The sequence below is a fragment of the Endozoicomonas sp. ALE010 genome, from assembly GCF_049310165.1.
In the GTDB taxonomy this organism is placed as follows: domain Bacteria; phylum Pseudomonadota; class Gammaproteobacteria; order Pseudomonadales; family Endozoicomonadaceae; genus Endozoicomonas.
Genome location: NZ_JBLYNV010000088.1, coordinates 1 through 15,307, shown reverse-complemented (window position 1 = coordinate 15,307; position 15,307 = coordinate 1). Strand labels below are relative to the sequence as shown.

Sequence of the window (15,307 nt, the reverse complement as noted above, 5' to 3'; positions counted from 1 at the left end):
CTGACACCACTGAATGACTGATGCTTCACCTTATCTACTAAAGTCTTTTGGACTCCTGCCAGTTGGGTCTCAATACCCTTCAGACGATTTGCATCATAGCGGTAGTTCAACTGTTGCCCGTTGGGATAGGTGACTCCCAGCAACTTACTCGCCTTGCCATACTGATAGCTCAGTGTGTAGACGTAAGACTGATCATTCAACTCAAAGCTGCGGCGATCCGTGAGGGTATTGCCAAAGTCATCGTAGCCGTATTCAATCTTGCCACTGCCATCTTCAATAGAGGTCAACTGCCCTGTACCATTACCATGAACACCGTCTGTCTGGTCGTACTGGTAGCGGATATCCGACCCTGTGCCTGGATAATCGATAGCCACCAGACGATTCAGCAGGTCGTATTTAAACTGAATGCTCGTTCCTGTCACATGTTCAGCAGCATTTTCAGCAGCATTTTCAGCAACGATGGAACGTCTCAGATGGCCAGAACCCGCCCGGATCTTGTTCCCGGCGCTGTCATAGTCGTAGACGATCACTCCGGTATCTGGGCTATCTACCTGAATGGTGTCACCAAAGCCATTGTAACGATAACGGGTAACCGCACCGTTGGCCGCCACCACTTCACTGATGCCACCCGTCTGACCATATTCAAACCGGGTAGAGCCGTTCATGGCGTCTATCACCTGGGTCAATTGACTGATGGCATTGTAATCATTGCGAGTGATGCGCTTTTCGTCTTTCCCGGCTTCGGTCGTGGTCAGAACATTCCCCAGTTTGTTATAGGCAAGCACCACTTCCTGCCCATGCTGTCCCAGCAGTTTGATCACTCTGCCCAGGGAATCCAGCGCCCGCTCACTCTGACGGATCAGGTTTCCTTTGCTGTCGTATACCAGTTGGGCAGTCCATTCACCACTGACTCTGGAAGGCTCCAGGTTAATGCGCTCGCCCCAGTTGTTGCGGATTTCAATGATTTGTCGAGCGTCGTTATAGTCGAATGACTGCCAGCTGCCATCGGGCAAGGTCAGCCGGGTCACCAGGCCGTTGCGGTCATAATCCATTTCCGTGGTCTCTGACAGTTTGCCCGATTGACCCCGCCGGGTGATTCCGGTGGTTTGACCCAGAGCGTTGTAGTCCAGGGTGATTTGCAGGTCGTTCGCCAATGTCGCCTGGGTGGGCTGGCCATCACTGTTGTACTGGTCAATGGTGATGGTATGCCCCATCGGGTTGACGACTTCCTCCAGCAGGCCACGGTCGTTAAAGCGGTAGGTGGTGATATCGTCTGAGCCATCAGCCAGAGGCTTTCTGGGGCCGTTGATCGCCAGAGTGGCAATCTGTCCGACATTTTGCTTATCGAAGGTATAGCTATATGCCCAGTGACGCTGATCACCATAGGTGGAATAGGGCAGGGTCTGTTGTGTCAGGTCGGTTTCAATACGACTCAGCAGCCTTCCCGCGTCGTTGTATTGAAAGTCGGCCTTGCGATAACTCTGCCAACGTCCCTGGTGGTAACGACTCAGGATTTCTTCGGTCACCAGTGGTAAAGTGTTATGCCAGCGTCTTTCAACGCGGGAAGTGCCTTCTACGGGTAACCACTGCCCTTGCTGACGAGTCAGACCGTTATCCTGCCGGGTCACCAGGCCTCTCTGGTTGCGCTGGTATTCTGTGGCACTGCCTTCGGCATCTACCGCCAGACGCAGGTAGCCCTGTTCATTATATTGATGATCCTGGCGAACTTCCGGACAGGTCGGTGTTGCCTTACCGTCCACCCTGACCAACCTGCGATAACCGGGCCGTGCTGCTTCCAAATGAAAAACAGTCACCAGACCGGCTGCATTGGTCATGGCTACCGTGCCGTCACTTCTGTAGTCAAAGGTCAGTCGTTCAACGCCATTACCATGTTCACTAAGATTTGCACGACCGAGATCATCATAGCCCCAGGTGGCATAGCGCTTACCTTCCGCGTCGGTAATGCCGGTCAGGGCATGGTTGAGCTGTTGATTCTCGTAATGATAGGTTGCGGTATTGTGCTGCCAGAGCGCTGCAACTTGTGACCAGATGCTGTCGCCCAGTCGTTGGAATCCCTTGAGGTTGCCTTTTTCACTGTACTGAAAACGCAGAACAGTATTATTGGGCAGTTCAACCCGGCTGAGCCATGGTTTTTCGCTATGGCCTTCGTAATTAAACGTCAGTTGGTCGCCACGGCTGTCTGATACTGAAACCAGCTGGTTATTTTTATATGTCAGTTGATGAATAACGCCGTTAGGGTATTTGACAGATTGTAGCTGGCCAGCTTCATTATAGGTTTCAATGACCTGGTTCAAGGTGATGTAACGCCAGCCGCTTTCTGTTTTTTCCAGCTGATCCACGACCCCCTGACCGATCCAGCGATCCTGTTCAAGGCGGAACAGATAAACAGAGCCGTCGTCACGAACTATCTTGCGGTAGGTATCGGATATTTGCCCTTCCAGATCAACCAGATCTGAAAGCTGCCGCTGGTAACTGTGTCGCCAGCCATGGCCCAGACTGGTTAACTTATTACTTTGTCGGCTGTTGTAATAGCGCTCGAATTTAAGGGGCGTTTCGCCATAATGCTGAAAGTCAGACTCAACCTGGAATTTGTTACCCGTGCCAAAGTCAATAGGGTTGCCCGCCACCGTATAAGTGGGCGCGGTGGACACACCCCCTTGTGAAGAACCTCCCAGAGGATAAAAGTAACCCGGATCACCGCCCCCTGGCCCAAGACACATACCGCCACCACCGCCTCCACCCGGGTCAGGAAACAGATCGTCTATGGGTGGTACATTTCCGTCACCAGGCTGAGTATCACCACCATCCCCGTCGGAACCATCACCGCCACTCCCATCAGAATCATCCGGCCCACCGCTATCTTTATGCCTGCCACTGCCCCCGGGAGCTGCCAGTCCCGGAGTTCCTTCCGGATAGAACCAGCCCTGGTAATAGTTGGAAGCCATCTCCTGCGCCATATCACCTATATGGTCAGTGATGACATCGCCGTACTGCTGGTAACCGGCCATCGCAGTGATCAGGCCAATACCAAGGATTGGCATATACTCCGCCATAGCTGCGCCAATCATTCGACGAGGGTTTGGTTTCTTTAAAAACTGATGACCTGACATCTCTACATCCCTGTATTATCTTTTTATGATTCTTTTTTATGGTTCTTCTGTTATTTTCAAGCGCCCAAACTAATTGATAGCTGACGTTTTCAAGGGCTGCTGGTACTCAATGGTCACCCGCCGATTCTGTTTTCGCCCTTCAGTCTGGCGGTTATCTGCAACAGGCTGCTCTTCTCCGTAGTGCTCAACATTAATCGTTAAACCTGCCAGGGCGTTATCACGTGTCAGTACTTGTTCCACTGCTCTGGCACGTGACTCAGAAAGCCGTTCATTGTCTTCCTCTGTGCCCACACTGTCGGTGTGACCTGCTATGGTGAGCCGGGTAGCGCCTGACTCAATCAGCTCATGCTTCAGCCTGAGCAGGTAATCGTTAGCGTTCTCATTCAATTCAGCCATCCCTGACTCGAACAGGATGTCGGGGATATTATCCAGCAGGGCTACTGTGGGATATTGCTTATCCAGTGTCAGAAGACGATGGTTAAAGGCCAGTTTCAGCTGCGGTCGGGTGCTGGCATCCAGTATCCGAAGGTAGCTCCTGGGCTCCCCATCCAGGTCGATGACATAAAACTGAACCAGCCACTGGTTCCCCTTGCTACCCGCCTGCCTGGCCAGAACATAGTGCTGACTGGACTCGTCACCCTCAAGCTGTTCAGAAAGATAAAGTTGCCAGGCAGTCAGGTCACCGCATTGTATCTGTTCGCACCGATAAACAACTTCAAAGTGGTCTTTTGCCAAACGATCCAGCATCTCCTGGTACAGATGCACCGCCGAGTCACTCATACTGTGGTCATTGATCCAGACCCGTGATTCACCCAGAGCCTCCAGTTTCAGGGAAGCCAGATAACCTTCATTGTCCCCTTTGAGATAATCCACCGGCCCGGCGACCAGTTCGACCCGGTCATATTTTTTGACGTCCTTCTGGAACACTGTGGACTCTGGAAATGCCTTAACCAGGGGGTGCGTTGCAGGAGAGGCCATAACAGGGGAAATAGCTGCAAATGTTAAAGCAGCCAATCCCCCCAGGGCTACACTTCCCAGTTTTTTATAAAGTGATTTCATCCTGATTACCCCCCGGTCGGCGGAGCGGGTATCCAATACTCACCACATCCCAGTAGTGGCCCGGCATGCAGTTTGCCCGAATCCACAGCATGAGCCTGGACGACATTGAGATTACCCGACACCTTCGCCTTTTCCTTGTTGTCGACATAGTCCTGATAGACCGATTTCAAATTAGCCAGTGTCGTATTCCTATAGTCAGTAATAGCTTCCCTGCAAGATGACCGGTCCACTGAAGCCATGGCATCGGCCACAGCCTGCTCACGAGTGGTAATCATTTGTCCAACAATTCTGATAGTGGCTTCCCTGACTGATCCCAGATCCATATTGGGTCGGTAACCGGGACTGGCTATCATTTTCTCGGTCTCTTTATCAATATGCTGGTTCTGCAATTCCTGAAAAGGCTCTAGCTCATTCAAGAGCGCATCCTGATGCTCTATAACCTTATCCACATCAAAGGCCATCACAGCAGTGGACGACAGTAAAAACAGAAGACAAGCGGTTTTATAAATTCTCACAATCGACACCTTTGGTTTCATTATTTTCACATCGAAAGTCGGTCTGCATTCGCACCACACTGCGCCCGGTCAAGGGAATCATAAAACGATTTTCCCCAAAAAGCCTTGCTAATGCCTGGCAGGCCAACCAATCTTGTGAAGCCCCCTGGCTCACCTGCAGAGTCCGCCATATGATAAAGTTCGCCACAGGCACTTCCATGTCATAGCAGTAACGACTGCGAATACCCAGCAGGTTGGCGTCCTGCAAATCCACATCGACCCCATCAATGTCCTGCATGGTCTGGTCACGGGCATCCATATTCTCTATCGGAATCTGATAAACAGACTCCTGTGCCAGTCGAAATTTTCCACCGTACCGGGAGAACGGACAACTGCTGCCCGAACAGGACTCCAGCTCATTGAACCAGAATTAGCTCACAGATTTTACTGACAAGGCTCATTTAATAGCCCTCTGAGCCATTGCAGTGAGGGCGATGCACTTCTGATGGAGTACCAGTAAAGATAGGCACTGACCGATGGCAGTTCATAGGGCAGTGGAAGAATTTGCAGTCCCATATCCTGAGACAATTGTTGAGCGTAATCCTGCGGCAGGGTCAGTAATAAGTCTGAGCAGGAAGCCACCAGACAGCCTACCTGGTAGTCCCTCAAACGAAGGGCGATTGAGCGTCGTTTTTCCAGGCTGGCCAATTGCTGATCTTCATAACCAGGCCCTTCGCGACGGGAGGACACCAGAATGTGTTTCTCCTTCAAATACTCTTCCATGGTCAGCTGTTTGGTTATCCGGCTGTGATTTTTTCGGGCAACGACAACCATCGGGGTTTTCTGCAGCAAGGTATATTCGATTTGGCGGCCCACCGGCAGAAGTACGTCAATGGCAAGGTCAATACTGCCTGCTCTTAACTCCTTTTCCACATGGTGACGATCAAGTTTCACACTATGGATCGAGATACCCGGAGCCTGCTGCTGTAATGCCATCATTAATGGTGGCAGCACAACAGTTTCCATCGCCTTATGAATGGCCAGAGTAAATGACAACTTACTGGTGGCTGGAACAAAGTCATCTCTCGGTGCCAGCACGCGCTCCAGGTCGCCAAGGACGGTGCGCAATTCCGGTAGAATTTCCCGGGTGTATGAAGAAGGCTGGAGGCCCCGTCCTTCACGGATAAACAGTGGATCGTCCAACTGCTCCCGAAGCCGGTTTAAGGCGTGGCTGACGGCGGGCTGGGTAAGGTTGAGCCGTCCTGCGGCACCGGTAATTGAGCCGGCAACGGCAATGGCTTCGAGCACTCTCAGAAGATTAAGGTCAAGTCTTGATATATGCATGATATTTATAGTTATTCATCAAAACTATTCATTTGATCGTGATTATCATCTACAGCAGCATAGAGGGCAATAACAATAACAGCGAGGCTTTCATGGATTTTTCCCATTCTGCCAAAGCGCAGGATTTTCTCCAGCGCACTCAGGCATTCATGAACGACAAAGTACTGCCAGCAGAAGAAGCGTATCATCAGGCGTTGTCCACCTCCGCAGACCACTCTGAGTGGCAGCAACCGGAAATCGTTGAAGAGTTAAAAAGACAGGCTCGCAGTGCAGGGCTCTGGAATATGTTTCTGCCCTGTGATGAATGGGGCGCAGGACTTACCAATACTGAGTATGCACCTATCGCCGAGGCCACTGGCTGGAGCTTGATGGCACCGGAGGTCTTTAACTGTAATGCGCCGGATACCGGCAATGCCGAAGTGCTCTGGAAATACGGCAGTGAGGAGCAAAAAGAACAATGGCTTAAACCGTTGCTGGCCGGGGAAATTCGTTCTGCGTTCTGTATGACCGAGCCAGAGGTTGCATCCAGTGATGCAACCAATATGGGTGCCACCTGTGTCGTTGAGGGTGATGAGATAGTATTGAATGGTCGTAAGTGGTGGAGCAGCGGGATAGGCCACCCTAACTGCAAGTTCGTTATCTTTATGGGCATTTCCAACCCTGATGCCGATCGACATCACCGTCATGCTATGGTGCTGGTGCCTTTGGCTACGCCTGGTATCAAAATCGAGCGCATGTTAAGTGTTATGGGTGACTACGATGCACCATTTGGTCATGGTGAAGTGTCGTTTACTGATGTACGGTTACCGCTGACTGCCTTTATTGGTGGCCCGGGCCGGGGGTTTGAAATTGCCCAGGGACGTCTCGGACCGGGTCGTATCCATCATTGCATGCGTTTGATTGGCTCTGCGGAAAAAGCACTCAAACTGTTGTGTGAGCGGGGCCTGAGCCGCAAGGCGTTTGGTAAGCCTTTGGTGAAGTTGAATGGCAATCCTGATGTGATTGCCAATGCCCGGATCGGTATTGAACAGGCCCGGTTACTCACTCTGAAAGCGGCATGGCTCATGGATACAAAAGGCATTATGGGCGCAATGAGTGAAGTGTCCCAGATCAAGGTGGTGGCCCCCAACGTTGCCCAGCAGGTGGTTGATGCGGCTATTCAGATGCATGGCGGTGGTGGTCTTTCCGATGATTTCCCGCTAACCCGTATGCTGGCAATGGCAAGGGTGCTGCGTTTGGCGGATGGGCCGGATGAAGTGCATCGTGGGTTGATTGCTAAATTTGAACTGATGAAGTATCGATAACACGAAAAATAATAAATAGGATCAAGGCATGTCGTCTATAAAAACAATAATTGTGACCGGCGGTGCCAGCGGCCTTGGCCGTGCAACTTGTGAGCGCTTTGCCCGTGCAGGTTATTCGGTTTGTGTCGCTGATATCAATCAGGAGCCAGGCAATAAAACGGTCGAAGCCCTGAAAGCCCTGGGTGCCGATGCCTATTTCACCCGCTGTGATGTCACCAGTGACCAGGATGTAGAAGCCATGATTGCCAGCGCCATGCAGCGATGGGGCAATATCGGTGTGCTGGTGAATAATGCCGGTGTGGCAGCCGGTGGTCGTATCGAAACGTCCTCCATGGAAGATTGGCAGTGGATCCTGGACATTAACCTGCTGGGTGTTGCCAGAGGTTGTAAAACCATTACGCCACTGTTTAAGCAGCAGCGCTCCGGCCATATTGTCAATATTGCTTCGCTTGCCGGTTTGGTGAATGCGCCGATGATGTCCAGTTATAACGCCACCAAAAGTGCAGTGGTGGGCCTGTCAGAAACCATCAGGATCGAGTTGGAACCTTTTGGTATTCATACGTCAGTGGTTTGCCCGGGATTTTTTCAGACCAACCTTGCCGAGTCTTTTCGATCCGGTGATGCTGAAATGAAAAAGGTGGTGGATAAGCTACTGGCCAGTTCCAACATCACCGCTGAAGATGTGGCCAATGATATCTTCAATGCGGTTCAGAATAAGACATTTTATGTCTTGCCCCATCGCGAGGGGCGCATACTGTGGCGCATCAAGCGTTACCTGCCATCACTGTTCAAAGCACTGGTGAGCAAAGGATATAAGAAGAATTTAAAAAAACAGGGTGTGAAGCTATGACCACTGAAAGTGCAGGATTTGTTGATCAGCCGGGAACGGTTCGATCCGGAGAGGAGCTGGATAGAGCGGCACTGGATGCCTATCTGAATAGGATGTTTCCTGATATTGCCGGTGACCTTAAGGTTGAGCAATACCCCGGCGGTGCTTCCAATCTGACTTACCGGGTTTCCAAAGGTGAGAAAGAATGGATTCTCAGACGCCCGCCTTTTGGTGTAAAAGCGGCTTCTGCCCACGATATGAGTCGTGAATATCGTGTGATGTCTGCTTTGCAGGATCATTACCCGGTACCCAAAATGGTGGCCTTTTGCGAAGAACAGAGTGTTCTGGGGTGTGATTTCTATTTGATGGAGCGCCTGAATGGCATTATTCCACGCAATAACCTGCCAAAAGGGATGGCACTATCTGAGCAGGAAGGTCGACAGTTGTGTATCAATGTTCTGCAAAAGTTCAGTGAATTGCATAACATCGATATTGAAAAAGCCGGTCTGACCAGTCTGGGTAAAGGCTCCGGATACGTGCAACGTCAGATCAACGGTTGGAGCGGCCGTTATCGTAAGGCGATCACCGACAATGTACCCGACTTTGAACAAGTGATGAGCTGGCTCGACAGTAAGCAACCTGAAGATGCTGGCACCTGTCTGATTCACAATGACTTCCGGTTCGACAATGTGGTCTTGAACCCGGACAACCCAACTGAAGTTATTGGTGTGTTGGACTGGGAGATGTGCACACTGGGTGACCCATTGATGGATCTGGGTAATAGCCTTGCCTACTGGATCGAAGCGGATGATGAACCACAAATGCAAATGTTCCGCCGTCAGCCAACGAATATTGCGGGTATGCTGACGCGCAAAGAAGTGGTCGATTGGTACTGTGAGCAGAATAATATTGAACTGAAGACGTTTGATTTCTACGAAGTTTACGGCTTATTCCGGCTGGCAGTGATTATGCAGCAGATATACTACCGCTTTCATCATGGCCAGACCAGGGATCAACGTTTTGCCATGTTTCCTATGGCGATAGCGTATCTGGAGCAACGCTGCCTGCGGTTGATCAGCCAGTCATCACTCTAGGACAAAAAGAACAATGGCTACCATTTATTTGACTCGACACGGTCAGGCATCATTTGGGCAGCCCGACTATGACTGTCTTTCCCCGCTGGGTGAACGTCAGGCTGTTATTACTGGCGAGTGGTTGGCACAAACACTGGGCAAGTCATTTCAATTGTCAGGCTCCGGCACCTTGCTGCGACAACAGCAGACGCTGGCTGGTATCCATAAAGGGATGTCGAAAAGCGGGTACCGTTCGTTGTGCGCGGATATCACCTTTCCCGGACTGGATGAGCTGGATTCCGGTGACTTGATGCTGGCGGCGAACCCCGATTTTACTGATCGGGCACAAATGGACCTGGCTTTTGCCCGGGCGGCTAATCCCAAGCAGGCTTTTTTTGACGCCTATCGTGCGGCACTGTTTCGCTGGATGTCTGGTGATTATGACAATGAATACCAGGAGTCCTGGCATACCTTTAAATCCCGGACGATAGAGGTACTTCATCAGTCGACCCGTCAGATGGCACAAAATGATTCCGCTGTGCTGGTCAGCTCAGGTGGCGTGATCTCCGTGATTATACTGCAACTGTTGAACTGTCCGGATACTGAGATGTTTCGTATTAACCGACAGATTCACAATACATCCATTACAGCTATCTCTGAGCGCAACGGTAAACTGAGCCTGCATGGTTTCAACAATTATTCACACCTTGAAGTAAAAGGTGAAAAAGCGTTGCTCACCCGCATATAAAAACAATAAAGAGACTTCTTATGACAACCAACGAACCCCAAAAAGATCTGTTCAACCTGAAAGGAAAAATCGCATTGGTGACTGGTGCCAGCCGGGGCATTGGTGAAGCTATTGCCAGACTGCTGGCAGAGCAGGGTGCCCATGTGATTGTTTCCAGCCGCAAGTTGGATAGCAGTGAAGCCGTTTGTAGCAGTATTCGTGACAGCGGCGGCTCTGCCGAAGCTATCCCCTGTCATATCGGTGATATGGATCAGATCACCTCCCTGTTTGAGACGATCAAGGCAAAACATGGTCAGCTGGATATTCTGGTCAATAATGCAGCAGCCAACCCTTACTTCGGCCATATTCTTGATACTGATCTGGCGGCCTTTCAAAAGACGGTAGACGTTAATATCCGTGGCTACTTCTTTATGTGCGCAGAGGCCGGAAAAATCATGCGCAAAAATAACGGTGGTAATATTGTTAATGTTGCTTCTGTCAATGGTGTTGTGCCCGGGCATATGCAGGGTATTTACTCGGTTACCAAAGCAGCGGTTATCTCCATGACCAAAGCCTTTGCCAAAGAGTGTGCCGGGCTGAATATCCGGGTAAACGCCTTATTGCCGGGTTTGACTGAAACAAAGTTTGCCTCAGCACTGACGGGCAATCCGGCAATCCTGAAACAGGCATTGACGCATATTCCCATGAATCGCAGCGCCGCACCTGAAGAAATGGCAGGAACTGTTCTTTACCTGGTGTCTGACGCTTCCAGTTACACAACGGGTGCCTGCATAAATGTGGATGGCGGGTATTTAACCGTTTAAATCTGCTTTTTTCTTTGAAGTTAAACGATAAGAAAGCCATCGATTTATTCCCCGGCAAGTTGAGCAATTAAATATTGGATGCACAGTGCAGGGATGGTCAGCACTTTATGCTGCAATGCTTCAGGTAAACACCTGACCGCTAGTACATGGTTTCAATGAGTTTGACGGGTTGTTGTGCCTCCGCACTCCGTTCGTCCTGAGCCTGTAGAAGGGCGGAAACTCCGGACTCTGATAGATCGTGCCAAGCACCCTTCGACTCCGCTCAGGGTGAACGGAGATTGTACACGTCAAACTCATTGAAACCATGAGCTAGTGCCATCGGAGCTTGCGCCAATACAATAGAGTCGTCCTCACGGCAATGTTGCTCGATATAGTCAGCAATCGTCTGCTGAGTGGAGAGGCAACAGGCTTTCCCTGTCAAAGGTTCCTGATTAATAAAAAGGCCGACAATAACTGTCGGCCTTTTTAGGTCTCCCGTCGTGAAAGCTGTCAACTCAGCAGTGTTAGCTTAAGCAGGGAATGGTGCCAGGTTGTGGGGCAGATCACCACTCGACGCTGGAACCATCGAATACACGAAAGCTGCCGGATTCTTCCAGAGTCAGGTTTTCAGTGACCTTGATAATACCGGCAACACTCTGCTCTGCGGGGAACGTGGCATCCTTACCGCCCATATCGGTTTGTACCCAGCCCGGATGAATGGCCAGGGTTTTCACCTGCTGGTTGCGCAGGTTTTGTGCCGCCGATACCAGAATCTGGTTCAAGGCTGCTTTTGATGCGCGATAACTGTACATATTGCCGGAGCTATTATCCCCCAGACTGGCAACCCGGGTAGAAATACCGACAATGGTCTTATGTTCACTGGCCGCCACATTGTCCTGCAGCGCCTGAATAAGCAGTGCCGGTGCAACGGTGTTGATGGTGAGCACTTCCAGCCATTTCGCCTGGGTCATCTCACCCAGTGTCGCGCAGTCTGACCCCAGTACACCGGCGTTGAGGATAAGGTGATCGATAGCCTGACCATTCAGGCTGGTAGCCAGGGCGTTGATATCTGCCTCTTTGGTCACATCCAGCGGTAATACCTGGACAGTAGCGTGCGCAGTCGCCAGTTCATTCAGTGCACTTGCTGACTGTGGTGAACGACAAGTTGCCAATACCTGCCAGCCTTTCGACGCGTACTGGCGGACAAACTCCAGACCCAGACCACGATTGGCACCGGTAATCAAAACAACAGACATAAGCAGTTCCTGAGATTCAATGAAACTGTTAAGTGTATGCGCTGATAAGGACAAAAAGGTGGAAGTTGCCAAGAAAGTGCACAAGATTCGACATGGAGTTCCTTTTCCAGCGCCCCGGGGACTTGTCCCAGCAGGCGCAGACGACGCAGTAATTCATGGTCAAACGCGAGAAACACCTTGCCGATCGCCGATGTGGTCAAAGCTTCACGTTTACCACGAGGGCTGCGAATGGTCAGTGAATGGCCGCCTTCAACCGCATCAAGGTAGAGATATTCCTGGGCACCACTGGGCACGGCCAGATAGGCGGTGTTATCTGTGAGCTGTGCCATTTTCATCAGCAAGGCACTGAAATGCCGTCGAATGGCTTCGTCTTTTTGCTCCAGTGGTCTGGACAACTCACGAAATCTCAGCCCCAGGGAATAACCTTGTTTGCTGCGCAAGACATACCCCAGCTCGCTCATGGTCGCCAGCAGGCCATGAACCGTGGTCTTGTTCAGCTCAACCGCCTCACTGACCTGCTGCAGAGTTAATGGCCCGGGATGTTGGGACAGGGCCTCAAGAATGGCGAAACTTCGCTCAACCGATTGAATTCGTTTTGGCTCTTTGTACATCAGAGTTTCCTGATCATTTTTCAGGCATTGTCCATCGGTGACGCGGCAGGATAAAGATGGTCAGCAGTGAACTTCTTACGGGGGAATTATATACGACAAGGTGGGGCATAATCCGCCACCTGTTGAGGCTTTGCAAACAACCCTTACTTTTGTTGAAAACGCATCAGTGAACCGCCTGCTTTTTGGTTGTGCTCGTTAATCTCATGGGCTGTCAGTCTTTTCCATGCTTTCGTCGTTAACGTGTCTGGCGGTAAGGTCAGGTAGGGGCTTTCTTCATTACCGGCCTGTACCCCGGTAACATGGTGATTAGTAAAGTTCTCCCACTCTTTGACTACATGCTGATAAAGCCGGGTATCAAACTGATTGCGCCCGATTAAAATGGATTTAAGGTGTTCTGGCGGAGATTTTTCATCGTAGAGCTTATTGCCGGTCACCTGAAAGCGGGCAGAAGCCACTTTTTCCTCACCATACAGACGAGCAACCACTGACGTCACTGAGTCGACAGCTTCTGTCGGTGCTACCAGTAGAAATTCGTCGTTTATTCTTCGGGTGGCTGCACGATAAGTGTCTTCTGTGCATTCACCATCCATATGATCTTTCCCGGCGATCAGCCGGGTTTGTAAATTATCAATCATGGTGGAACCGGCATAAGTTTCAACATCCTCTTTGGCAAGGTAACCCCGTTGATAATCAAAATTAATTGAGGACACAGCTCTTGCTACCGGCTCCCGAACTAATGAGATATATCGTCCCTGTAAACCACCTTCCTCTATCAGGCCCGTGGGCATATGGCCACTGATAAATCGGGGTGAATGTTGTGCTTTAAGGTTTTCCAGCGCTTCCGGAGAGGGATAACCGCCCATTCCACCAGGCTTGAAAAGATTGGGGGAAACACCCTCTTGCCGCATAACGGAGCAGCGATGATTAAATACGCTGCCTGAATCAGCACTGATGGCTTTCATCAGACAGGCAATGTTGGTCCCCCCGGTTTTCGGCATATGGATAAAAACGATATCCTCTTGCCCTGCTTTTCGTATTTCATCGGAGACATTCACGGGGTTAAGCATGGTAATCGTTGATGAAGCGTAAGACATGTTGGTTTGCATTATTCATTCACCTCGTGTGGCAAGACGCTGCAGCACTGCAAAATTGGCGGTGTGGCCCTGAAGAATCGGTAAAGTAAGCGGCTGAACAGCGGATTTCAGATCATCTGGTTAGTTTGATCGTGTTCACTGCAAAAATGTTCCTTAACTTTTTCAGGTCGATACTCTGTTCCATCAAACCCGTACCTCAGTTCTGATTGATTGTGTGTTGCCAGGCAGAGTCACCGGCAAGGTTATAAATGTGCAACCGGGCAACGGTGAGTTATGATGCGGATCAATAATGATGCCCGGAGTCCGGCCATGAGCTCAGATACCTTGTTCCTTAACGATGAAAACACCCTTTACGGGCGCATGAAAGCGGCCTGCCAGGAGGACTGGCATAACTACTGCCATCACCCGTTTGTCCGGGGGATGGCCGACGGATCGCTGCCAATTGCCTCTTTTCGCCACTATCTTCAGCAGGATTATCTGTTCCTGATTCACTTTGCCAGGGCTTACTCACTGGCGGTTTACAAGTCGGATAACCTGGAAGATATGCGTTCTGCATCGGAGTCCGTAAGCGGTATCCTGGGCGAAATGACACTGCATCTGGCCTATTGTCAGGAGTGGGGGCTGACAGAGAAGGATGTGGTCAGCCTGCCGGAAGCCCGTGCCAATATGGCATACACCCGTTATGTGCTGGAGCGGGGAATGGCGGGCGATATTCTTGATCTTTACACGGCGTTATCGCCCTGCGCGGTGGGTTATGCGGAAATCGGGTATCGTTTAAAGAATGATCCGGATACGCTCAAAGAGGGCAACCCTTACTGGGCCTGGATAGAAACTTACGGGGGGGAAGAATTTCTTGGCTGTGCCAGAAAGCAGGTCGAGCAGCTGGAGCAGCTGGCCAGGTCCCGTTATAACGCCGCCCGAATGGATGCTCTCTGCCAGACTTTCCGGGAAGCGACCCGCCTGGAAATCGGCTTCTGGCAGATGGGTATGGACTGCTCATTTTAACGTCCGTTAGCAGTTCGCCATTCTCTGCTATCCTGAGGTCTCGAACAACAACTCATCAAGGTAAGCTTGTGAATCTTGAATCGAGAGTTGAGAAACTGGAGATGGGGCAGGAAGCACTGGATCACGCTTTTCGAGACTTGGTGAAAGTTGTCAGTGCAACCCATGAAGTGGTTGCCCTTGTTCTCAAAGAGCAGCAGGATACCCGCAGAGAACTGAATGAGTTCAAGGGAGAGGTCAATGCTCAGTTCCGACAGATTGATCAGCGCTTTGATCAACAGGACAAACGCTTTGATCAGCAAGATAGACGTTTCGACAAGATTGAAGAAATTCTGATACAGATTATCGGTCGTCTTCCCGACCAGCCTGATATTTGAATCTGATCTTGTTTCCAGAGCTTTGAGGGTGTCGCTAAAGCCCTCACCACCAAGTCATCCAGCCACTACCAGGTGTGCTGAAAATCGCCGATGACGATATGCACCATATCCGGCACATAAAAAAAAGCCCAGTTGATTGCTCAACTGGGCTTTTCTGTTGGGTGCCTGGCGATGACCTACTCTCACATGGGGAGACCCCACAC

Annotated in this window: 15 protein-coding genes; 7 read left to right on the top strand and 8 right to left on the bottom strand. The window is 50.7% G+C overall.

Going from position 1 to position 15,307, the window contains the following annotated elements; translation table 11 throughout:
- The 5 genes from ACO6UY_RS22505 to ACO6UY_RS22485 all read right to left on the bottom strand — a co-directional run.
- The coding region (locus ACO6UY_RS22505; RefSeq protein ID WP_422491318.1) for a DUF6531 domain-containing protein at nt 1-3,089 on the bottom strand (3,089 nt) is incomplete at its 3' end.
- Between the two features lie 111 nt (nt 3,090-3,200).
- Nucleotides 3,201-4,190 (bottom strand): OmpA family protein, encoded by a 990-nt coding sequence (locus tag ACO6UY_RS22500; RefSeq protein WP_422491317.1) that lies wholly within the window; start codon nt 4,188-4,190, stop codon nt 3,201-3,203.
- A gap of 5 nt (nt 4,191-4,195) precedes the next feature.
- Entirely contained in the window at nt 4,196-4,705 is a 510-nt protein-coding gene (locus ACO6UY_RS22495) for a hypothetical protein (protein ID WP_422447357.1), read from the bottom strand.
- Nucleotides 4,692-5,003 carry a hypothetical protein gene (locus ACO6UY_RS22490; RefSeq protein WP_101748441.1) on the bottom strand — a complete coding sequence of 104 codons (312 nt, stop codon included), beginning with the start codon at nt 5,001-5,003 and terminating at the stop codon, nt 4,692-4,694. The genes ACO6UY_RS22495 and ACO6UY_RS22490 overlap by 14 nt, the downstream gene beginning before the upstream one ends.
- A 125-nt stretch (nt 5,004-5,128) precedes the next feature.
- A complete protein-coding gene (locus tag ACO6UY_RS22485; protein WP_422491315.1) occupies nt 5,129-6,028 on the bottom strand; it encodes a LysR family transcriptional regulator in 900 nt (299 codons plus the stop codon).
- 92 nt (nt 6,029-6,120) lie between these two features.
- Between ACO6UY_RS22485 and ACO6UY_RS22480 the strand changes: the two genes are divergently transcribed.
- From ACO6UY_RS22480 to ACO6UY_RS22460, 5 genes are read left to right on the top strand one after another with little or no spacing between them, the layout of a single operon-like run.
- Nucleotides 6,121-7,332 carry an acyl-CoA dehydrogenase family protein gene (locus ACO6UY_RS22480; RefSeq protein ID WP_422491319.1) on the top strand — a complete coding sequence of 404 codons (1,212 nt, stop codon included), beginning with the start codon at nt 6,121-6,123 and terminating at the stop codon, nt 7,330-7,332.
- A gap of 28 nt (nt 7,333-7,360) precedes the next feature.
- Nucleotides 7,361-8,182 (top strand): SDR family oxidoreductase, encoded by an 822-nt coding sequence (locus ACO6UY_RS22475; RefSeq protein WP_422491313.1) that lies wholly within the window; start codon nt 7,361-7,363, stop codon nt 8,180-8,182.
- Nucleotides 8,179-9,255: a phosphotransferase family protein gene (locus tag ACO6UY_RS22470; RefSeq protein WP_422467994.1), complete on the top strand. Its 1,077-nt coding sequence runs from the start codon at nt 8,179-8,181 to the stop codon at nt 9,253-9,255. Before ACO6UY_RS22475 ends, ACO6UY_RS22470 begins: the two co-directional genes overlap by 4 nt.
- 13 nt (nt 9,256-9,268) lie before the next feature.
- Nucleotides 9,269-9,982: a histidine phosphatase family protein gene (locus tag ACO6UY_RS22465; protein WP_422463416.1), complete on the top strand. Its 714-nt coding sequence runs from the start codon at nt 9,269-9,271 to the stop codon at nt 9,980-9,982.
- A gap of 20 nt (nt 9,983-10,002) precedes the next feature.
- Nucleotides 10,003-10,785: an SDR family oxidoreductase gene (locus ACO6UY_RS22460; protein ID WP_422463418.1), complete on the top strand. Its 783-nt coding sequence runs from the start codon at nt 10,003-10,005 to the stop codon at nt 10,783-10,785.
- 542 nt (nt 10,786-11,327) lie between these two features.
- Here ACO6UY_RS22460 and ACO6UY_RS22455 read toward each other — a convergent pair.
- The 3 genes from ACO6UY_RS22455 to ACO6UY_RS22445 all read right to left on the bottom strand — a co-directional run bounded on the left by ACO6UY_RS22455 (nt 11,328) and on the right by ACO6UY_RS22445 (nt 13,737).
- Nucleotides 11,328-12,020 (bottom strand): SDR family oxidoreductase, encoded by a 693-nt coding sequence (locus tag ACO6UY_RS22455; protein WP_422463420.1) that lies wholly within the window; start codon nt 12,018-12,020, stop codon nt 11,328-11,330.
- On the bottom strand, nt 12,005-12,631 hold the full coding sequence (locus ACO6UY_RS22450) for an IclR family transcriptional regulator (protein WP_422491311.1): 627 nt from the start codon (nt 12,629-12,631) through the stop codon (nt 12,005-12,007). The genes ACO6UY_RS22455 and ACO6UY_RS22450 overlap by 16 nt, the downstream gene beginning before the upstream one ends.
- Nucleotides 12,632-12,774: 143 nt before the next feature.
- Nucleotides 12,775-13,737, bottom strand: a complete 963-nt coding sequence (locus tag ACO6UY_RS22445) for a sulfotransferase domain-containing protein (RefSeq protein ID WP_422467988.1) — start codon at nt 13,735-13,737, stop codon at nt 12,775-12,777.
- A gap of 297 nt (nt 13,738-14,034) precedes the next feature.
- Here ACO6UY_RS22445 and tenA point away from each other — a divergent pair, with 297 nt between their 5' ends.
- Together tenA and ACO6UY_RS22435 are read left to right on the top strand one after the other, a co-directional pair.
- Complete coding sequence (tenA, locus tag ACO6UY_RS22440; protein WP_422463425.1) at nt 14,035-14,730, top strand: thiaminase II; 696 nt, start codon at nt 14,035-14,037, stop codon at nt 14,728-14,730.
- 68 nt (nt 14,731-14,798) lie between these two features.
- A complete protein-coding gene (locus ACO6UY_RS22435) occupies nt 14,799-15,104 on the top strand; it encodes a hypothetical protein (protein ID WP_422463427.1) in 306 nt (101 codons plus the stop codon).
- Nucleotides 15,105-15,307: the final 203 nt, after the last annotated feature.